Here is an 18,853-nt window from a genome sequence, read left to right as displayed (position 1 = left end):
GTCCTGGTAACGCAGGTCACGCGAGTGCCCCGCCAGTCCGCGCCGCCACGGTGTCCCTCGGCTGCGACGACGTACGGCGGCGGCCGCGCATCTGCCGACCCACCCGGATCAGCAGGGCGAGGACGAGGACGACGCCGGCCACGATCGTGATGACGACGCCGACCAGCCCCAGCACGGTGCTGCGGACGGTCAGCGGCACCGACTCGCCGAGCGTGACCCCGTTCGGGGTGAGCAGCGCGACGTGCACCTTGATGCGGCCCTTCCGCACCGTTGTCGTCGGCACCTTCAGCGTCCGCTTCTGGTTGCTGTCGACGGACTCCAAACCGATGTCTTTCGTGCTGAAGCCGGGCAGCCCGTTGACATCGGTCGTGATGCTGATGCGGATGGTCACCGGGTACGGGAGCTTGTTGTCGACGGTGATCGGCAGCGGCGACGACTCCGAGGCCAGGGTGTAGGACCCCGACGACGGCCGGATGATCTGCACGCCGTTCTCGATCGAATCGATCTGCCGGGAGACCCCGCGGGCGAACTGTGCGGCCGCGGCTGCCGAGGCGGCGTCCTTCTGCCGCCAGGCCGAGGACGCCGCCCGCTGGATCGCGACCGGCAGGCTGGCCAGCAGGGCCTCGGCGGCCGGGTCCGGACGCGCGACGGCTCCCTTTCGCGGGTGCGGCGTGAGCAGCGACGTCACGTCGGGCAGTGCGCCCGCGGCCTGCGACGTGGCCGCGACGGTAGTGGCTGGCAGGCCGGCGGCCGAAGCGGGAACGGGGGCGAGGCGGCTGCGGCCGGTGGGCAACAGCTCACCGCCCACCATCTCTGTCAGCGAGATCGGCTTGGCGAACGTCGACTGGCTGGTGTCCTTGATCGTGCGGACCGCGGCATCGACGGACGGGTCGACGTACCGGGGCGCGGTGATGACCACCGCGTGCTCCGCGCCGGGCTCCTGAGCCGCTCGGATGGCGAGTTCGGCGATCAGTTGCGGCAATTCCGCGGGACCGGTCGGGCCCAGCCCCTTCACGACGTCGTTCTCGATCGTCGGCGAGACGAGGGCGGCGGCGAGGTCGGTGTTGCCGCTGTCGAGTCGGGCGAGGCCAGACGGCACGGCGCTCTCGGCAACCCGCGGCAGGACCGCGGCCTGGTTGAGCACCACCGTGCTGGTGCCCCGGGCGGCCAAGAGCCGGAGGGTGGTCGAGCTGATGGCACCGCCGGCCGGCCAGGCGACCGTGGCGTCGAGGGCCCGCCCGGGCAGCGCCGCGCCGATCCGGGCGCGCATTTGCGGGGGCATGGCGTTCGTCCACGACACGTTCTCGCGGTTGAGGGACTCGATGTCGGGGTCGGCGTACGGGGTGAACGCCAGCTGCAGCCGGGGGTCGGCATCGAGGGCGCTGCGAAGGCGCCCGAGCCAGTTCGCAGCCGCGACGTTCCCGGTGCCGGGGACGGTCTTGTCGGCGGCCTGCACGCGGTAGCCGGACGAGCCGGCCATCACCGTCAGTTCGTCGATCAACTCGGGGTCGATCACCAGGGTCAGCGGGACGGTGGGGTCGGTCCGCTCGACCACCTGCAACGCGCGGTCCAGGCGTCCACCCGAGGCGACGGTCCCCGCCAACTCGTCGTCGGTGAAGACGGCGTCCTGGAGGAGCCGGTGCGGCCGGTCGATCAGCGGCCAGATCCAGGTGACCCGGTCGGGGGCCGGATCCGCCACGAACGAGGGCACGTAGGTCCCGACCACTCCCAACCGCTGGTCCACGCCGCCGTCGCCGGTGATGTGGGCCGAGAAGTAGAGCGGGTAGACCCGGTCCTGGCACAGGCACAGCCCGGAGCCGTCGTCGGCTCGGCTGTACCGGGCGGTGAAGGTGGTGTGCACCGTTCCCAACGCGCCGATGTCGACGACCGTGGGATGGACGGCCGGAATCGGCAGCCCGGGTGTGGACGGGGTCGAAGTCGTGCGGAGTGCGGTGTCGAGGGTGGCTTGGGACTGGATCGGATCGCCACGCTCGCCGACGATCTTCACGCCCTTGTAGTCGGTGTCGGTCGTGTTCTCGAGGCGGATCGTGACGGTGATCAACTTCGGCGTCGACGTCGGGACGGGCACGGAAGGACTGATGCTTTCGACGAACATGCGCAACCCGTCGACCCGCTGGGTGTTGTGCCCGGGCGCCGAAGCGGCCGGCCCGGCCCCGGTGGCGAGGACGGCGAGCGTGGCAGCGACCGCGCCGGCACGGCGGGTGAAGCGGAGCGATTTCACGCGGATTCCGCGAGCAACCTGCCAGCGGTGTCCACCAGGCCGCGCTCGTCCGGGTAGGCGAGTTGGCCGCGGATGTCGGGAAGCGGCACCCAGGCGACCTCGTCCACCTCGATGTCGGCGTCGGACAGTTCGCCGCCGACCCGGCGCATCAGGTAGTGCCTGACGGTCTTGTGGATCCGGCAGCCTTCCGCGACGAACCAGAAGTCGATGGTGCCCAGCTCGGCGAGGATCTCCCCGGCGATGCCGGTCTCTTCCTCGACCTCGCGCAGCGCAGCCTGCTCGGCGGTCTCGCCGGCCTCGATGTGGCCCTTCGGCAGCGACCAGAGCAGCCGCCCCTGACGGTCGGTGCGCCCGATCAGCGCGCCGCGCGGCACGTCGCCGGCGAGGTCGACGACCAGGCCGCCCGCGCTGAACTCGTCGACCTGGCGCAGCCAGCGCTTCGTCCGGCGCCGCTTCTTCGACTGATGCGCGGCCCGTCGCCCCGGTTGCGGCTCCGGGCTCTGGGACATGGCCCGATCGTAACCGGACGGTGGGTACCCTGGCCGTCCGTGACACTGCATACGGCTGCGGCAGCCCGGTTTCGCCGATGACGAACACCAGCCCCGGCGACCTCGTTCCCCTGCCGCCGGCGGCGTTGGCGTTGGGAGCGCAGTTCGCCGCGGCCGGTCACGAGCTGCACCTGGTCGGCGGGTCGGTGCGGGATGCCCTCATGGGCCGCTCGTCGGACGACCTGGACTTCACCACCGATGCCCGGCCCGAGCGGGTGCTCGCGATCGTGGCGCCGGTAGCCGCGACGACGTGGACCACCGGTATCGAGTTCGGCACCGTGGGCGCGCAGGTCGACGGGCTGCGTTGCGAGATCACGACCTACCGGGCTGACCGCTACGACCGCGAGACCCGCAACCCCGAGGTGGTCTACGGCGACTCACTCGTCGACGACTTGCGCCGTCGCGACTTCACGATGAACGCGATGGCCGTATCGGTGAGTGGCGACCGGACCTTCACCGATCCGTACGGCGGCCTGGCCGATCTTGCCCATGGGGTGCTGCGGACGCCCGGTACGCCGGAGGAGTCGTTCGCCGACGACCCACTACGGATGCTGCGTGCGGCCCGCTTCGTCTCGACGCTCGGCGTGTCCATCGCGCCGGAGGTCGACGCCGCCCTGCGCGCACTGGCCCCGCAACTCGGCCGGATCACCGCTGAGCGGGTGCAGGTCGAACTGTCCAAGCTGCTGCTCGGCGCCGCTCCGAGGAAGGGGCTGGAGGTGCTCGTCGACACCGGTCTGGCCGACGTTGTCCTGCCCGAACTCCCCGCGCTGCGCATGGCCGCGGATGAGCACGGGCAGCACAAGGACGTCTACGCGCACACGCTGCAGGTCCTCGACCAGGCCATCGATCTCGAGGACGCCGGACCCGATCTCGTCCTGCGCTGGGCCGCCGTGCTGCACGACGTGGGCAAGCCGGCAACCCGCGAGTTCCTGCCCGGCGGCCGGGTCACCTTCCACCATCACGAGGTGGTCGGCGCCCGGATGGCGCGCAAGCGGCTCAAGGCGCTGCGCTACCCGTCGGCCTTCATCGATGAGGTCGGCCAGCTGGTGTTCCTGCACCTGCGTTTCTACGGCTACCGCAGCAGCGAGTGGACGGACTCGGCCGTTCGCCGCTACGTCGTCGACGCCGGCTTGCTGTTGCCGCGGTTGCACAAGCTCGTCCGTTCCGACTGCACCACGCGCAACAAGCGCAAGGCGGCAGCGCTGTCCACCGCCTACGACACCCTCGAGTCCCGGATCGCCGAACTCAAGGCGAAGGAAGAGCTGGACTCGATCCGGCCGGACCTGGACGGCAACGAGATCATGTCCATCCTCGGCGTGGGCCCAGGCCCGCTCGTCGGCCAGGCGTACAAGCATCTGCTCGCCCTGCGGATGGAGCACGGTCCGCTGGGCCGGGACCGGGCCGTCAGCGAGCTGCGAGAGTGGTACGCCGCGAACGCATGACGTACCGACCAGGACGAGCGCCAGGCTGAACAGCGCCTCGTAGATCGCGAACACCCGGCCGCGGAAGGCGTCGACCACGTGATGCTGGATCATGGTGCGAAGCCCGCCACGCCGGCCGCGATCTCGGCCGCGACGCCCAGGACCAGCACCGCGCGCAGGAGGTTGGCCAGGCACAGCACGCGCTGCCCCCACCGCCGGTCGAGCAGTACTCCGGCGAACGGGCCGATCACCGAGTACGGCAGGAGCAGCACGGCGAACCCGGCCGCCACATCGGTGGCCGACGCCTGCCGTCCGGGTCGAACAGCACCGCGCCGGCCAGGCTCGCCTGGAAGATCCCGTCCCCGAACTGCGACGTGAGGCGGACGGCGAGCAACCGCCGGAAGCCCGGCTCGCCCAGCGCCACGAGCACATGTCCGCGGCGCGCCATCCGACTCACGCTACTGACGCGGCCGTTGCCTGGTGACCGGGCGCAGGGCAGGTCAAGATGTAGGCATGACGGCCGACTGGGGTGCGGTGGAGGACGTCGAGCCTGCCGCCGGACGGCTGCTCGTCGCCACGCCGCTGCTCGGTGACGCGCACTTCAGCCGGACGGTCGTCTACCTGCTCGAGCACGACGGCGGCGGCACGGTCGGCGTCGTGCTGAACCGTCCGAGCCACACTCCCGTCGCCCAGGTCCTGCCCGACTGGCACGACGCGGTGAGCGGACCCGCGGTCGTCTTCGGCGGTGGGCCGGTCCAGCCCGACGGCGCGCTGTGTCTCGGACAGCTGCAGCCCGGGTCGGCCGGGATCCGCGAGGTCGTGGACGGGGTCTCGACCGTCGACCTGGACGGCGATGTGGCGGTCATCGCGCCGAACGCCCGGCGGTTGCGCGTGTTCGCCGGCCACGCCGGGTGGGCGCCGGGCCAACTGGACGACGAGCACGACGAGGGCGCCTGGTGGGTCCTGCCGGGCAGCCCCGACGACCTGTTCAGCGAGGACCCCCGACCGATGTGGCGCCAGGTCCTGCGGCGGCAGCCGCCGCCGCTGAGTTTGATCTCGACCTATCCGCCCGACGTCGTCCTGAACTGAGCGCAGTCGCGCGGCTCCCGGCCCCGCATTTTGCACAACGTTGTACATCGCGCGTGCCCAAAACGTGATGGTTCGCAGCCTTGACACCGGCCGCTGGACAAGTCTTTGCTTTGGTTGCTTGTGATGGATCACGTTGGAACCCGTTGATACCCGCTCGCTCTCAGGAGGCACCATGTCGGATTCCGGCCCCACAACGTCGACCGGAAATGTCGCACCCCCGACGCGTCGCTCGATGCTGAAGGGCGTGGCCGCCGGCGCCGGGCTTGCCGTCGTGGGCCCGACGCTGCTTGCCGCCTGCAGCAGCAGCAAGAAGAAGAGCGGATCAACCTCCGGGCCCACCGGCGGAGTGGCGGCGGGTGGCGGCAGCATCACCTTCGGCTCGAACTACTCCGACCCGTCCACCAAGGCCGCCTTCGCGGCACTGGTCACGTCGGCGACCGCGGCCACGAAGACCAAGATCAGCATCAATACCACCGACCACAACACGTTCCAGAACAACATCAGCAACTACCTGCAAGGAACGCCCGACGACCTCGCGACCTGGTTCGCCGGGTACCGGATGCAGTTCTTCGCCGCGCAGAATCTGCTGACCCCGCTCGACGACGTGTGGAACAAGATCGGCGGCAACTTCAGCGACGCCGTCAAGAAACTGTCCAAGGGTGCCGACGGCAAGTACTACTTCGTGCCGATCTACAACTACCCGTGGGTGGTCTTCTACAACAAGAGCGTGTTCAAGTCGAAGGGCTACGCAGTTCCGACCACCTGGGACCAGTTCCTGGCCCTCGGAACGCAGATGAAGAAGGACGGGTTGATCCCGCTGGCCTTCGCCGACAAGGACGGCTGGCCGGCGCTCGGCACGTTCGACATCATCAACCTGCGCGTGAACGGCTACGACTACCACATCAAGTTGATGAAGCACGAGATCCCGTGGACCGACAAGGGCGTCAAGGACGTCTTCGACCACTGGGCCCAACTTCTGCCCAACTGCCAGAAGGGCGCCACCGGCCGCTTGTGGCAGGATGCCGCCAAGGCCCTGGAGAACAAGCAGGCCGGGATGATGTTCCAGGGCTCGAACCAGGTCGCCGCCAACTACGCGCCGACAAATCTGGCCGACCTCGACTTCTTCCCCTTCCCGCAGATCAACCCCGAATTCGGCACCGACTTCATGGACGCGCCGGCGGACGGGTTCATGCTGCCGAAGAAGGCGAAGCACCAAGCCGCCGCGAAGGCGGTGCTCGAGTACATCGGAACACCAACCGCGGAGTCGACGTTCCTGAAGACCGACAAGTGGGACATCGGTGTGGCCAACGGTCTCGTGGCCCCCACGTACAACGACATCCAGAAGAAGGCCGTCGCCGAGGTCGGCAAGTGCAAGAACGTCGCGCAGTTCATGGACCGCGACACCGTGCCGGACATGGCCACCGCGATGATCAAGCTGATTCAGCAGTTCATCGAGAACCCCAGCTCGGGGACGATCTCGTCCATTCAGAAGAGTGCCGAGGCGCAGGCCAAGACGATCTTCCAGTGAGCGGACGGCCACGACACGACTGATGGTTTCGACACACGTTGTTCGGCGTCCGCCGCCGGCGATCAAGCCTCGCCGCCGGCGGCGCGTCCGAACCCTCACCGGCCGCGATCGGGTCGTCGTGGCGCTCCTGCTCGGCATCCCGCTGCTGCTGGACCTCGCCTTCATCTGGGTACCGGCCATCGGCACGGTCCTGCTCTCGTTCACGAAGTGGAGCGGTGTCGGCAGCGTCCACCTCAAGGCCTGTTCGACGAAGGGCACGTTGCCGGGGATCCCGCAGCCCGGCTGCGTCTACGGCGTGCAGAACTACCACCAGGCGTTCACCACGTACCCGGACTTCTGGCCGGCGGTGCGGCACAACGCCATCTGGCTGCTGGTCTTCATCTTCATCGCCGCGCCGGTCGGGATGCTGTTCGCGGTCATCCTCGACCGGGGTATCCGCGGCAGCCGTATCTACCAGAGCCTGCTGTTCCTGCCGGTGATGTTGTCGCTCGCGCTGATCGGCATCATCTGGGAACTGATCTACGCGCCGAACCTCGGCCTGCTCAACACGATCATCGGCCGCAACGGCAATGACAACCAGATCAACTGGCTCGGCGACCCGCATCGCAACCTGTGGGCCGTGCTGGTCGAGGCCACGTGGCGACAGGTCGGCTACGTGATGGTGCTGTACCTCGCCGGGCTCAAGGCGGTCGACCCGGGCCTGCGGGAGGCCGCCGTGATGGACGGCGCGAACCCGTGGCAGGCGTTCTGGCGCGTGGTGTTCCCGACCCTGCGGCCGATCAACATCGTCGTACTCGTCGTAACGGTGATCGAGTCGCTGCGCGCGTTCGACCTCGTGTACATCACCGGTAAGGGCAACCCGATCTCCGGCCTCGAGCTGCTGTCGATGTCGGTCACCCAGAACATCGTCGGCGAGACGCAGCGCATCGGCTTCGGATCGTCGCTCGGCGTCGTCCTGCTGGTGATCTCCCTGGTGCCGATCACCGTGTTCCTCTACCAGGCATTCCGGAAGGACGAGACCTGATGGCGATCGCGACCGCGACGCTCCTCGACCCGGCCAAGCGCGTGGCGCCCCAGCGCCACGGCAAGCACAAAGCCGCCAGCGTTGCGACCCAGCTGTTCATGGTCGGCGTGACGCTGCTGTGGATGGTGCCGATCGTCTTCGCGCTCTACGTCTCGTTCCGGCCGTACGACGAGACGAGCAAGCTCGGCTACGTCTCACTGCCGCACCACCTGACATTCAGCAACTTCACCCAGGCGTGGACGCAGTCGGACATGTGGCGCTTCTTCCTCAATTCCACCCGTGTCACGATCCCGGCCGTGCTCATCACGCTGCTGCTCTCGTCGGCCGCGGCCTTCGTGCTGTCGCGGCTGAGCTTCCGCTTCAACATCGCGCTGCTGATCCTGTTCACCGCCGGCAACCTGTTGCCGCAGCAGGTGTTGATCACGCCGCTGTACCGGCTCTTCCTCGCCGCGCACGTCCCGCACTTCGTCAGCGGCAACGGACTGCTCTACGACTCCTACGCCGGCCTCATCGTGATCCATGTGTCGTTCCAGCTCGGCTTCTGCGTCTTCGTGCTGAGCAACTACATGAAGACGATCCCGGCCGACATCGACGAGGCGGCGATCGTCGACGGCGCGAGCGTGTGGCGCCGGTACTGGAGCCTCACCCTGCCGCTGTGCCGGCCGGCCGTCGCGGCACTGGCGACGCTTCTGACGACCTGGATCTACAACGACTTTTTCTGGGCGATCACCCTTATGTCCACTGGCAACAAGCGGCCGATCACGTCGGCGCTGAACAACCTGCAGGGGCAGTTCGTGACGAATCAGAACATGATCGCGGCCGCGGCCCTCATGGCGGCGATCCCGACCGTCCTGGTCTACGTCGCGCTGCAGAAGCAGTTCATCGCCGGCCTGACGCTCGGCTCGTCCAAGGGCTGACCAGGTCTCAGGTGGGGACGGCTTCGCGCAACCGCTGCGCGGCGGTCTCCGGCGCTATGTCGTTGACCCAGACGGCGGCACCGGATTCCGAGCCGGCCAGGTACTTCAGCTTGCCCGGCGCGCGGCGGATGGTGAAGATCTCGGCGGCCAGGTGCCACACCTCACGCGCGCGGCGGACGGGCGCCTGCTGCCATCCGGCGATGTAGGGAGTCGGAGTGTCGAACAGTCCGTCGAACGCCTTGAGGACGGTCAGGTAGGTCCGGGCCAGGTCGTCGCGTTCGGCGTCGTCCAGCGCCGGCAGATCGGGAACGTGCCGACGCGGAACCAATCGCACCTCATAGGGCCAGCGCGCCGCGAACGGCACGTAGGCGACCCAGTGCTCCGACGTCGTCACGATGCGTGAGCCGTCCTCGCACTCGGCCTTCATGAGGTCGCACTGCAGACACGTGCCGGCGCGCTCCAGATGATGTTCGAACGCCTCACCGGCTTTGTAGAACCGCGGCGGCACGAACGGGTAGCCGTAGATCTGGCCGTGCGGGTGGCTGAGCGTCACCCCGATCTCCTCGCCCCGATTCTCGAAGCAGAAGACGTAGTCGATCGAGCCGTACGCGGACAGCCCCGTCGTCCGGTCGGCCCAGGCGTCGATCACCGTGCGCACGTGCTCGGGCGGTAGCTGCGAGAAGGGCAGGTCGTGGTTGCTCGTGAAGGCCACGACCTCGGCCCGCCCGGCACCGGGACCGGACCGGAACGGCGGCTCGTCGATCAACGGCACCACGTCGGCCGAATTCAGTGAGTACGACGGGAAGCGGTTCTCGAACACGACGACCTCGTAGTCGTCGGCCGGGATCTCGGTGTGCTTGCCGTCCTTCGACGCGCACAACGGGCAGAGGTCGGCCGGCGGCTTGTACGTTCGCTGCTGACGATGGCCGGCCACCGTCGTGTAGTCGCGGAACAACGGGTCCCACCGGATCTGCGAGGTCGTGTGGGCCGGCGGCAGGTCCGTCCGCTGGTCGACCGCCGACCGGTCGGCACCGGGCAGACGGTCGAAGTAGAAGATCTCGCGGCCGTCGGCCAGATGCGTGGTGAACCTGACTGTCACGGCGAGACCGCCACGGTGATGACGTGCTCGACGTTTTCGCTGAGCGCGAGGTGCGCGTCTGCGGGCAGCGCGTCGTCGGTGATGACGACCGACGCGATGTCGAGCGGGCCGATGTCGGCGAGACCGACCACGCCCCACTTCGACGAGTCGGCGAGGACCACGACCTCACGGGCGCTCTCGACGAGGGCGCGATCGGTGGTGGCTTCGGCCAGATTGGGGGTGGTGTACCCGGCGCGGGTATCCATCCCGTGGACGCCGAGGAAGAGTTGGTCGACATGCATGCTCGCGATGGTCCGGTCCGCGACCGGGCCGACCAGTGCGGCGCTCGGCGTGCGCACGCCGCCGGTGAGGATGACCGTCACTTGGTTCGCCGAGTCGACGCTGGTGATGACGTCGGCGACGGTGGTGGAGTTGGTGACGACCGTCAACCCGGCGATCGAGGCCACGTACCGCGCCATCGCCCAGGTCGTGGTTCCGGCCGACAGCGCGATGGCCGCCCCCGGTTGGATGAGCGCGGCCGCCCGCTCGGCGATCGCATGTTTGGCCGGCAGCGCGAGCTGGCTCTTGGCCGCAAAACCCGGCTCGAAGGCCACCTGGCCGGTGAGGACCGCACCGCCGTGGACCTTGCGCGCCACCCCGTGGCCGGCCAACTGCTCGAGATCACGCCGGATCGTCATGTCCGAGACGCCGAGCAGGTCCGTCAGGTCGGCCACGCGCACGGCGCCGCTTCGCCGCAATTCGGCGAGAATCCGTTCCTGACGTTGTTGCGCGAGCACCGGCGTCTCCCTGCGAGCTGGCAAGATATCCCACAGATTCAAACACGATATAACACGTGTCACCAGTACCCCTGGAGGAGTCGATCTTTATGGCCGTTCACTGGCGCGCACCGGGCCGGGTCAACCTGATCGGCGAACACACCGACTACAACGACGGGTTCGTCCTGCCCTTCGCCCTCGAGATGGGCTGCACCGCCACGGTGGAGATCCGCCCGGACGCCGCGGTCGAGGCCCGCTCCGCGCAGCGGGACGACGGCGCGAGCGTTGCCCTCGACGATCTCGCCCCGGGGACGGCCGGCTGGACCGGCTATGCGCTGGGCGCGGCGTGGGCGCTGCGCCAGCGCGGCCACGAGGTCCCCGGGCTGACGATCTTGCTCGACAGCGACGTGCCGGTCGGGGCCGGACTGTCGTCGTCGGCCGCTCTGGTGTGCTCGGTGACCACAGCCCTGGACGACCTGTTGGATCTGCACCTGTCGCCCGACGAGCTGTTGGCGGTGAGCCGCAGCGTCGAGAACGACTTCGTCGGCGCACCGACCGGAGGCATGGACCAGCTGGCCGCGCTGCGGTGCACGGCCGGTTCGGCCCTGTTCTGTGACATGCGCTCGCTGGCCACCGAGCAGGTCCCGTTCTCGCTGGGCGATCACACGATCCTGGTCGTCGACACCCGCGCCGAACACAGCCACGCCGACGGCGAGTACCGGCGCCGGCGCGAGGGCTGTGAGGAGGCGGTCCGCCGGCTCGGCGTCCAGGCGCTGCGCGACATCGACCTGGACGGCCTCGACGCGGCTCTGGCCCAGCTCGACGACGAGGAGCTGCGCCGCTACGTCCGGCACGTCGTGACCGAGGACGACCGGGTGCTGAAGACCGTGCAGGCGCTGCACGCGAGCGACCTGGCAGCGGTCGGTCCGCTGCTGTCCGCATCGCACGCGTCCATGCGCGACGACTTTCGGATCACCGCGCCGGAGGTAGACCTCGCCGCCGACACCCTCGAGGCCTCAGGAGCCGACGGCGCGCGGATGACCGGCGGCGGCTTCGGCGGGTGCGTGATCGGCCTGCTGCCGGCAGACCGGGTGGCCGGCGCCGAGACCGCAGTGCGCAACGCCTTCGCCGCCGCCGGCTTCGGCGAGCCGGCGACATTCACCGTGCTGCCCAGCCGGGGCGCGCACCGGGTCGACGGATGATCTTCCCGGCCGCCGGGGCCGGTGCGCGCGTCGTCCTCGACACCGCGGACGCGACCCGGTTGGCGGTCGTGCGCTGGCTCGGCTGGTCCCCCGACGGCGAGGATCCGGGCGGCGTCGAGGCGGCGGCCGCAGCGCACCGGGGTGCGGCCCTGCTGCGCGAACACTCGCGCGGCAGCCTCGCCCGACCCGGTCTGCGCGGACACCGCCTGGCGACGGAGCGAGGAGGGGCCGCCCGCGACATCGCCGGGCGCAGCTGGTCGACCGCGTTCACCCCGGACAGCGCCACGGCCGGCGACGATCACCTCGTCGTCACCGCCGCAGACGTCGCCGCCGGGCTCGAACTGCGGACCGAGCTCGAGGCACTGCCCGGCGGCGCGCTGCGCATCCGGCACGTCCTCACCAACGCCGCCGCCGACCCGTACGTGCTCGACGGGCTCGAGGTCACCGTCCCGATCCCCGACACGTGCGTCGAGCTGCTCGACTTCACCGGCCGGCACATGGGCGAACGCAGCCCGCAACGGCAGCGCATCTGCGACGGGCTGTGGAGTCGCGAGAGTCGGGGCGGCCGGCCGGGGCTCGACGCCGCCAGTATGCTGTTGGCCGGCACCGCGGGGTTCGGCTTCGCCACCGGCGAGGTGATCGGCCTGGCTGTCGCCACCAGCGGCAACTCGGTCCTGACGCTGCACCGCAGCGGTGCCGAGGGACCGACGCTGGGCGGAGGCGAACTGCTGCTGCCCGGCGAGGTGGTGCTGCGCGAGGGCGAGTCCTACGCCACACCCTGGGTCGTGGTGACGGCCGCGCTCGACGGCCTCGACTCGATCGCCGCCGCACTACACACGTGGGAGCGCTCGCTGCCGGCCCACCCGTCCGACCAACCGGTCACGCTCAACGTCTGGGAGGCCGTCTATTTCGACCACGATCTGGACCGGCTCACCGCGCTCGCCGACCGCGCGGCGCGGATCGGGGTCGAACGCTTCGTCCTCGACGACGGCTGGTTCCGCCACCGCCGCAACGCGACCGCGGGGCTCGGCGACTGGTTCGTGGACGAGGACGTGTGGCCGGCCGGGTTGTCGCCACTGATCGAGCACGTCCGGAGGGCGGGCATGGAGTTCGGCCTGTGGTTCGAGCCCGAGATGATCAATCCGGACTCCGACCTGTACCGCGCCCACCCGGATTGGGTGCTCGCCGCCGGGACGCGGCTGCCGGGCCTGCAGCGCAACCAGCTCGTGCTCGATCTGACGAACCCGGCTGCCTACGCCTACATCGAGGAGCGGCTGGGCGACGTGCTCGGCCGCTACGACATCGGCTACGTGAAGTGGGACCACAACCGCGACCTCGTCGAGGCCGGCAGCGGCGAGCACGACTGGGCGCCGGCCGCGCACGAGCAGAACGCCGCGTTCTACCGGCTGCTCGAGGTCCTGCGCCTGCGGCATCCGCACGTCGTCTTCGAGTCGTGCGCCTCCGGCGGTGGGCGGATCGATCTCGGCGTCATCGAGCGCGTCCAGCGGGTGTGGACGTCCGACATGACCGACGCGCTGTCCCGGCAGCAGATCCAGCGGTGGACGGCGCAGTTCGTCGCGCCCGAGTACCTCGGCGCGCACATCTCGTCCCCGGTCTCGCATCAGACGGGGCGAACCCTGCCGTTGGACTTCCGCGCCGCCACAGCGTTGTTCGGCGCGTTCGGCATCGAGTGGGATCTGACGGCGGCAACCGACGACGAGTTGAACCGGCTGGCCGAGTGGGTGGCCATCCACAAACAGTGGCGGCCGATGCTGCACTCCGGTCGGGTGGTGCGGATCGAGACGTCGGACGACGCGGTGATCGCGCACGGTGTGCTGGCGGCCGATCGGTCAGCGGCGCTCCTGGCCCACGTCCAGCTCGACGAGTCAGGACACAACCGCGGCGTGACTCTTCGGGTCCCCGGCCTCGACCGGCAGCGGCGCTACCGCTGCACCTGGGCCGGTCCGGTCGACCGTTCCCGGGTGACCGGATCGCCCCAGACCGATCCGGCCGGCCCGACCGGCGGCGCCCCGGTGTCCGGCGCAGCGCTGGCCGGCGTGGGCCTGTGGCTGCCGAGAAGGCGCCCCGAGCAGGTCCTCCTCATATCTCTGAAAGCGATCTGACGGTTTGCTGGAAGCGAGGAAAACAGCGTCGCCGCCGGCCAAGGCTGGTCGGCGGCGACAACGGTTAAGCGCGGGGAGGCCGGCTAGCTAGCGATCAACACGGCCGTCGATGAAGTCCTGGACGGCCTGGCGCGCCTCGTCGTCGAAGTACTGCACCGGCGGCGACTTCATGAAGTAGCTCGACGCCGACAGGATCGCGCCGCCGATGCCGCGGTCCTTGGCGATCTTCGCCGCCCGCAGTGCGTCGATGATGATGCCGGCCGAGTTCGGGGAGTCCCAGACCTCGAGCTTGTACTCGAGGTTCAACGGCACGTCGCCGAAGGTCTTGCCCTCGAGCCGGATGAACGCCCACTTGCGGTCGTCCAACCAGGCGACGTAGTCCGACGGGCCGATGTGCACGTTGCGCGCACCGAGGTCGCGGTCAGGGATCTGGCTGGTGACCGATTGCGTCTTCGAAATCTTCTTCGACTCGAGCCGGTCGCGCTCCAACATGTTCTTGAAGTCCATGTTGCCGCCGACGTTCAGCTGGTAGGTGCGCTGCACCTCGACGCCGCGGTCCTCGAACAGCTTGGTCAGGACGCGGTGCGTGATCGTCGCGCCGACCTGGCTCTTGATGTCGTCACCGACGATCGGGACGCCGGCGTCCTCGAACTTCTTGGCCCACTCGGGCGTGCTGGCGATGAAGACGGGCAGCGCGTTGACGAAGGCGACCTTGGCGTCGATGGCGCACTGCGCGTAGAACTTGGCCGCGTTTTCCGAGCCCACCGGCAGGTAGCAGATGAGGACGTCGACCTTCGCGTCCTTCAACGTCTGGACGACGTCGACGGGCTCCTCGTGGGATTCCTCGATCGTCTCGCGGTAGTACTTGCCGAGGCCGTCGAGCGTCGGGCCGCGCAGCACCGGAACGTCGAGCTGCGGGACGTCGCAGATCTTGATCGTGTTGTTCTCGCTGGCCAGGATCGCCTGCGAGAGGTCGAGTCCGACCTTCTTGGCATCCACGTCGAACGCGGCGACGAACTCGATGTCGCTGATGTGGTACGGCCCGAAGTTCACGTGCATCAGACCGGGAACCTTCTGGCTCGGGTCAGCGTCACGGTAGAAGTGCACGCCCTGGACCAGTGACGCCGAGCAGTTGCCCACACCGACGATGGCAACCCGGATGGGCTGGCGCGTGCGGTCCTGAATTTCCGAACCCATCAGGGCTCCTCCTTCTTGTTGATAGATCTGGACTAGTTGTCGGTGCCGTTACCGGCGTCCGACCTCTCGTGCTCGATGAGCTCGGTCAGCCAGCGAACTTCGCGGTCGACCGACTCGAGGCCGTGCTCGTGCAGGACCCGCGTGTAACGGTCGACCCGCTCACCCGTCCGGCCCAGCGCGCTCTTCATACCGTCGCGCTGCTCTTCCACCCGCCGGCGCCGACCCTCGAGGATCTGCAACCGGATCTCCGAACGCGTCTGGGCGAAGAACGCCAACCGCGCCCCGAACCCCTCGTCGTCGAAGGCATCGGGCCCTACTTCGGCCAGCAGGTCCGCCAAGTGCTCCTTACCTTCAGCGGTGAGCTGGTAGACGCGCTTGCCCCGCCGAGACCGCGAAGTGGCAGACGTCGCGTCGAGCGGCGACTCCTCGGAGATCCACCCGGCCTCCGACAGCCGCCGAAGGGTCGGGTAGAGCGAGCCATAGGAGAATGCCCGAAATGCACCGAGAAGAGAGGCCAGCCGCTTGCGGAGTTCGTATCCGTGCATCGGGCTCTCACTGAGCAGCCCGAGGACGGCGATCTCCAGCATGTCCGTCCCCTCTATTTCGACGCGATGTATCACCACGATACATCAGAGGCAACGAGCGCGCACGATGCCGGTAGACCGGCAGATGAACCCGGTTTGCGCCGAGGTGCGCGGAATGCCCGAAAGCCGTTCCCGGTCCCGGTTCTACGGCCCGTGACTGTGGCCGGGCTTCGTCGGCGAGGGGGACGGCGGGGGCGGTGGTGGCGGCGGTTGCGGCGGTTGCGGGGCCGACGACGAGGCCGGGGGCGGCGCCTGGGTGGGCTGGGCAGCCGGATAGGTCGGATCCGGATAGGTCGGGTAGTCGGGATAGCTCGGGTACTGCGGGTAGGTCTGGTAGCCCCCGTCGTAGCCGTTCGGCGCGATGCCGTTGCTCAGGCAGACGGTCACCTTGGACCCGCGCGTCGCGAGATGCGGCGCGAAGTAGCCGACCTGGCCAGTGGGCTGGAAGCTGCCGCATCTGATCGAGGCAAGCACCATGCTGAATCCGGCCGCGCGCAGGTCCCGGGCGGCGTCAGACGGCGACTGGCCGGTGACGTCCGGGACGTTGGTTGCGCCGGCGACGCCGCTCGGGTCGGGCCAGCGCCAGGGATGGGCCCGCAGCATGGGGCTGTACGCCTTGAGCCAGAAGGTCGAGGCGTAGGCACCGAAGACGTCGCTGCCGTTGTTCGTCACGCTGGCCGGCAGCCCGCTGACCGTTGCCTTGGGCGACACCGGATTGACGAGGGCGGCCGCCGAGGTGAGCCGCGGAGTGACCCCGACGAACCACAGCGCCGAGTTGCCCTTGCCGTGCCGCGGGCCGTCCGCCGCGTCGTTGTCCGTGCCGGTCTTGGCCGCGACCGGGCTGCCGCCCGAGGCGTACCAGTTCTGGAAGTAGGACGCCGCCGTGCCTTCGGAGTTCTGCGTGTCGGCCGTCATCATCTTCACCATCGTGCGGGCCACCTGCCGGTCGACGACCCGGCGGCACTTCGGCTTGTCATAGGGCACCGCCCCTCCGCCCGGACCGGTGACCTCGGCGATCGGGTTGGGCGGGCAGTAGACGCCGTCATTGGCCACCGTCCCGTACGCCGAGGTCAGTTCCAGCGCCGACGTCGGGGAGAACCCGAGCGTGAAGCCCGGCTGGTGCTGCTGCACCACGGCCTGGGCGATCGACAGCCGCGAGTCCGCGCTCTGCTGCCGGTTGAGCGTCGTCATGCCCAGATTAAGAGCGGTCTGCACGACCGGCTTGAGATTGCAGCCGAAGAACTGGTCCTCGAGGGCCACGAAGTAGGTGTTGACCGACTGTGGCAGCGCGTCCTTCAACGGCAGCGTCGCCGCGTAGTTGCCGGCATTGTGGACCTCGTACCGGCGGTGCGTCTGCTCGTCGACCGGGCAGTTGCGCACGGTGTAGGAGTCGCTGCCGGAGTTCAGCGTGAAGCTGGGTTGCGCGCCGAGGGACAGCGCGGCGAGCGTGGTGAAGTACTTGTACGTCGAGCCGGCGCCGGCATATCCCGCGGTGAAGAGCGGTAGCACGGACTCACCGTCCTTGGCGTTGACGCCGTAGCGCCGGCTACTGATCATCGTGCGCACGGCACCGGTGCGGGGGTCGACGGCGGGCATCACGAGCGCGGTCGCCGACGTGGGCTTGAGCCCGGCCCGCCAGATCTGGCGCTGGCCGCGCGTCTGGGCGGCGGCGTCGAGCGTCGTCACGATGCGCAGGCCGCCGGTGCGCAGCGCGCCCGCGGACACGCCGTGGCTCTTCAGCCAGGACACGACGTAGTCACAGAAGAAACCGACGTTGACGACGTCGGGTGGCGTGCTCGCGCAGCCCTGGCGGACCGGCGGCGGCGCGCTGCTGGCGAGTCGGACCGGTTGGGTGGCGTACGCGACGGCCTGGGCCCGGGTCAGATCGTGCGTCGCCACCATGTTGGCCAGCACCTCGTTGCGGCGCTCGCGCGCGGCCTGGGGGTGCAGGAACGGGTCGTACGCGGTCGGGCTGCGCACGAGCCCGATGAGCAGCGCGCCCTCCGGCACGGTGAGCTGAGTGGCCGACTTGTCGAAGTAGGTCCGGGCCGCCGTCTCGATGCCGTAGGAGTTCTCGCCGAAGAACGCGACATTGAGATACTCGTTGAGGATCTGCGCCTTGCTGTACCGCTTCTCCAACTCGACCGCGCACTTGGCGTCCTTGAGCTTGCGATGCAGATCCTGGCTGACCGCCGCCTGCTGTTCGGCCGGCGTCCGGGCGCGGTAGGCCCGCTCCTGCTTGACCAGTTGCATCGTCAGGGTCGACCCGCCCTCGGCGCCGCCGTCCGTCGCGTTGTGGACGGCCGCCCGGACCATGCCGCGCAGGTCGACCCCGTGGTGGTCGTAGAACCGGCGGTCCTCTGTCGCCAGCAGCGCCTGCCGGATGATCTGGGGCACCGCCGAGAGGGGGACATCGTGACGGTTCTGGTCGAACAGCGACGCGATGACCGTTCGTCCGTCTGCGGCCAGGATCGTCGTCGTCTGCTGGGTGGGCGCGGGCGCGACATCGCATGACACGTCGAGGAACTCGGTGGCGACGGACTTGGCGGCGACGCCGATCCCGCCGACGACCGGGACGAGCATGGCCGCGAGCAGGCAGCCGGCGAGCAGGATCGCGCCGAGCAGCTTGGCGAGCGTGCGGCCGCGCCGCGGGCTGCCTTCGGCCGGCGGCTCGTCGACTGCAGCCATGGGGTCTCCTGGTAACCGAACTCGGCCGAGAAACGCAGCGGATTGCCGCTCAGTCAGCTGCGGTGCTCGTTGGTTACCCCGGCCGCCGCAGGGCCAAACGCCTGTGACCGAGCCGTTACGACTCGTCGGGGTCGACGATCGACGCGGCGAGAGCGGGCTCGGGGATGCCGAAGGCATCAACCAGCGTCCGGGCGTGCGGGCGCAGTTGCCGGCACAGCTCGTTCACCTCGGCGATCACCGCCTTGGCCCGGGCGGACGTCAGCCGTCCGTGTCGGCCTTGAGCCCGGGCAGCCGGTTCTCGGCGAGGTAGCCGGCGCCGCCGCAGGCCTCGCGACACGTCTGGACGTCTTGGGAAGCCGAGCCGGGAGTAGCCCGCCTCGGCAAGTGCCCGCATCCGCTCCAGGACGCGTTCGCGCTGGGTCTCGACGCCCTCGCC

17 protein-coding genes and 1 pseudogene are annotated in these 18,853 nt (G+C 69.3%); 7 read left to right on the top strand and 11 right to left on the bottom strand.

Features of this window, described 5'->3' with window-relative positions; translation table 11 throughout:
- Nucleotides 1-16 precede the first annotated feature (16 nt).
- Nucleotides 17-2,242: a DUF6049 family protein gene (locus ABR571_RS08340; RefSeq protein WP_409452725.1), complete on the bottom strand. Its 2,226-nt coding sequence runs from the start codon at nt 2,240-2,242 to the stop codon at nt 17-19.
- Nucleotides 2,239-2,751, bottom strand: coding sequence for an NUDIX hydrolase (locus ABR571_RS08335; RefSeq protein ID WP_409452724.1), 513 nt, complete (start codon nt 2,749-2,751; stop codon nt 2,239-2,241). The genes ABR571_RS08340 and ABR571_RS08335 overlap by 4 nt, the downstream gene beginning before the upstream one ends.
- Nucleotides 2,752-2,828: 77 nt before the next feature.
- On the opposite strand from ABR571_RS08335, the gene ABR571_RS08330 reads away from it, so the two are divergent.
- Nucleotides 2,829-4,232 carry a CCA tRNA nucleotidyltransferase gene (locus ABR571_RS08330; RefSeq protein WP_409452723.1) on the top strand — a complete coding sequence of 468 codons (1,404 nt, stop codon included), beginning with the start codon at nt 2,829-2,831 and terminating at the stop codon, nt 4,230-4,232.
- 89 nt (nt 4,233-4,321) lie between these two features.
- Here ABR571_RS08330 and ABR571_RS08325 read toward each other — a convergent pair whose 3' ends face one another.
- Together ABR571_RS08325 and ABR571_RS08320 are read right to left on the bottom strand one after the other, a co-directional pair.
- Entirely contained in the window at nt 4,322-4,483 is a 162-nt protein-coding gene (locus ABR571_RS08325) for a hypothetical protein (protein WP_409452722.1), read from the bottom strand.
- Nucleotides 4,459-4,659, bottom strand: a complete 201-nt coding sequence (locus tag ABR571_RS08320) for a hypothetical protein (RefSeq protein WP_409452721.1) — start codon at nt 4,657-4,659, stop codon at nt 4,459-4,461. Before ABR571_RS08320 ends, ABR571_RS08325 begins: the two co-directional genes overlap by 25 nt.
- Before the next feature lie 65 nt (nt 4,660-4,724).
- Here ABR571_RS08320 and ABR571_RS08315 point away from each other — a divergent pair, with 65 nt between their 5' ends.
- The 4 genes from ABR571_RS08315 to ABR571_RS08300 all read left to right on the top strand — a co-directional run bounded on the left by ABR571_RS08315 (nt 4,725) and on the right by ABR571_RS08300 (nt 8,769).
- Nucleotides 4,725-5,300, top strand: coding sequence for a YqgE/AlgH family protein (locus tag ABR571_RS08315; RefSeq protein ID WP_409452720.1), 576 nt, complete (start codon nt 4,725-4,727; stop codon nt 5,298-5,300).
- Nucleotides 5,301-5,532: 232 nt separating this feature from the next.
- Entirely contained in the window at nt 5,533-6,828 is a 1,296-nt protein-coding gene (locus ABR571_RS08310; RefSeq protein ID WP_409452738.1) for an ABC transporter substrate-binding protein, read from the top strand.
- Nucleotides 6,829-6,850: 22 nt separating this feature from the next.
- Nucleotides 6,851-7,852 (top strand): carbohydrate ABC transporter permease, encoded by a 1,002-nt coding sequence (locus ABR571_RS08305; protein ID WP_409452719.1) that lies wholly within the window; start codon nt 6,851-6,853, stop codon nt 7,850-7,852.
- Entirely contained in the window at nt 7,852-8,769 is a 918-nt protein-coding gene (locus ABR571_RS08300) for a carbohydrate ABC transporter permease (protein WP_409452718.1), read from the top strand. The genes ABR571_RS08305 and ABR571_RS08300 overlap by 1 nt, the downstream gene beginning before the upstream one ends.
- Before the next feature lie 7 nt (nt 8,770-8,776).
- On the opposite strand, the gene galT is transcribed toward ABR571_RS08300, so the two are convergent.
- Together galT and ABR571_RS08290 are read right to left on the bottom strand one after the other, a co-directional pair.
- Complete coding sequence (galT, locus tag ABR571_RS08295; protein WP_409452717.1) at nt 8,777-9,868, bottom strand: galactose-1-phosphate uridylyltransferase; 1,092 nt, start codon at nt 9,866-9,868, stop codon at nt 8,777-8,779.
- On the bottom strand, nt 9,865-10,644 hold the full coding sequence (locus ABR571_RS08290; protein ID WP_409452716.1) for a DeoR/GlpR family DNA-binding transcription regulator: 780 nt from the start codon (nt 10,642-10,644) through the stop codon (nt 9,865-9,867). Before ABR571_RS08290 ends, galT begins: the two co-directional genes overlap by 4 nt.
- Before the next feature lie 56 nt (nt 10,645-10,700).
- Between ABR571_RS08290 and galK the strand changes: the two genes are divergently transcribed.
- On the top strand, nt 10,701-11,825 hold the full coding sequence (gene galK, locus ABR571_RS08285; RefSeq protein WP_409452715.1) for a galactokinase: 1,125 nt from the start codon (nt 10,701-10,703) through the stop codon (nt 11,823-11,825).
- Entirely contained in the window at nt 11,822-13,948 is a 2,127-nt protein-coding gene (locus tag ABR571_RS08280) for an alpha-galactosidase (protein ID WP_409452714.1), read from the top strand. Before galK ends, ABR571_RS08280 begins: the two co-directional genes overlap by 4 nt.
- A gap of 87 nt (nt 13,949-14,035) precedes the next feature.
- Here ABR571_RS08280 and ABR571_RS08275 read toward each other — a convergent pair whose 3' ends face one another.
- From ABR571_RS08275 to ABR571_RS08255, 5 genes and pseudogenes are all read right to left on the bottom strand, one after another.
- Nucleotides 14,036-15,145: an inositol-3-phosphate synthase gene (locus ABR571_RS08275; RefSeq protein WP_409452713.1), complete on the bottom strand. Its 1,110-nt coding sequence runs from the start codon at nt 15,143-15,145 to the stop codon at nt 14,036-14,038.
- 32 nt (nt 15,146-15,177) lie between these two features.
- Complete coding sequence (locus tag ABR571_RS08270) at nt 15,178-15,732, bottom strand: PadR family transcriptional regulator (protein WP_409452737.1); 555 nt, start codon at nt 15,730-15,732, stop codon at nt 15,178-15,180.
- A 141-nt stretch (nt 15,733-15,873) separates the two neighbouring features.
- Nucleotides 15,874-18,417, bottom strand: coding sequence for a penicillin-binding protein (locus tag ABR571_RS08265; RefSeq protein ID WP_409452712.1), 2,544 nt, complete (start codon nt 18,415-18,417; stop codon nt 15,874-15,876).
- A gap of 115 nt (nt 18,418-18,532) precedes the next feature.
- Nucleotides 18,533-18,688 (bottom strand): annotated as a pseudogene (locus ABR571_RS08260) (acyl-CoA dehydrogenase); the annotation flags it as partial.
- The gene (locus tag ABR571_RS08255; RefSeq protein WP_409452736.1) at nt 18,676-18,801 is read right to left on the bottom strand and encodes a hypothetical protein; all 126 of its coding nucleotides are present in this window, start codon (nt 18,799-18,801) and stop codon (nt 18,676-18,678) included. The gene ABR571_RS08255 and the pseudogene ABR571_RS08260, both read right to left, overlap by 13 nt.
- Nucleotides 18,802-18,853: the final 52 nt, after the last annotated feature.

Origin of the sequence: Jatrophihabitans sp., from assembly GCF_046262535.1 — a bacterium.
Taxonomy (GTDB): domain Bacteria; phylum Actinomycetota; class Actinomycetes; order Mycobacteriales; family Jatrophihabitantaceae; genus Jatrophihabitans.
Note: the sequence above shows the minus strand (reverse complement) of the source record. Positions and strands in the feature narration are given on the sequence as shown.

Bases quoted from the DNA above. Each gene is read 5' to 3' on its own strand.
- ABR571_RS08335 (WP_409452724.1), bottom strand. From the start codon at position 2,751: ATGTCCCAGAGCCCGGAGCCGCAACCGGGGCGACGGGCCGCGCATCAG.
- ABR571_RS08330 (WP_409452723.1), top strand. From the start codon at position 2,829: ATGACGAACACCAGCCCCGGCGACCTCGTTCCCCTGCCGCCGGCGGCG.
- ABR571_RS08320 (WP_409452721.1), bottom strand. From the start codon at position 4,659: ATGGCGCGCCGCGGACATGTGCTCGTGGCGCTGGGCGAGCCGGGCTTC.
- ABR571_RS08315 (WP_409452720.1), top strand. From the start codon at position 4,725: ATGACGGCCGACTGGGGTGCGGTGGAGGACGTCGAGCCTGCCGCCGGA.
- ABR571_RS08310 (WP_409452738.1), top strand. From the start codon at position 5,533: ATGCTGAAGGGCGTGGCCGCCGGCGCCGGGCTTGCCGTCGTGGGCCCG.
- ABR571_RS08305 (WP_409452719.1), top strand. From the start codon at position 6,851: ATGGTTTCGACACACGTTGTTCGGCGTCCGCCGCCGGCGATCAAGCCT.
- ABR571_RS08300 (WP_409452718.1), top strand. From the start codon at position 7,852: ATGGCGATCGCGACCGCGACGCTCCTCGACCCGGCCAAGCGCGTGGCG.
- ABR571_RS08280 (WP_409452714.1), top strand. From the start codon at position 11,822: ATGATCTTCCCGGCCGCCGGGGCCGGTGCGCGCGTCGTCCTCGACACC.
- ABR571_RS08275 (WP_409452713.1), bottom strand. From the start codon at position 15,145: ATGGGTTCGGAAATTCAGGACCGCACGCGCCAGCCCATCCGGGTTGCC.
- ABR571_RS08270 (WP_409452737.1), bottom strand. From the start codon at position 15,732: ATGCTGGAGATCGCCGTCCTCGGGCTGCTCAGTGAGAGCCCGATGCAC.
- ABR571_RS08265 (WP_409452712.1), bottom strand. From the start codon at position 18,417: ATGGCTGCAGTCGACGAGCCGCCGGCCGAAGGCAGCCCGCGGCGCGGC.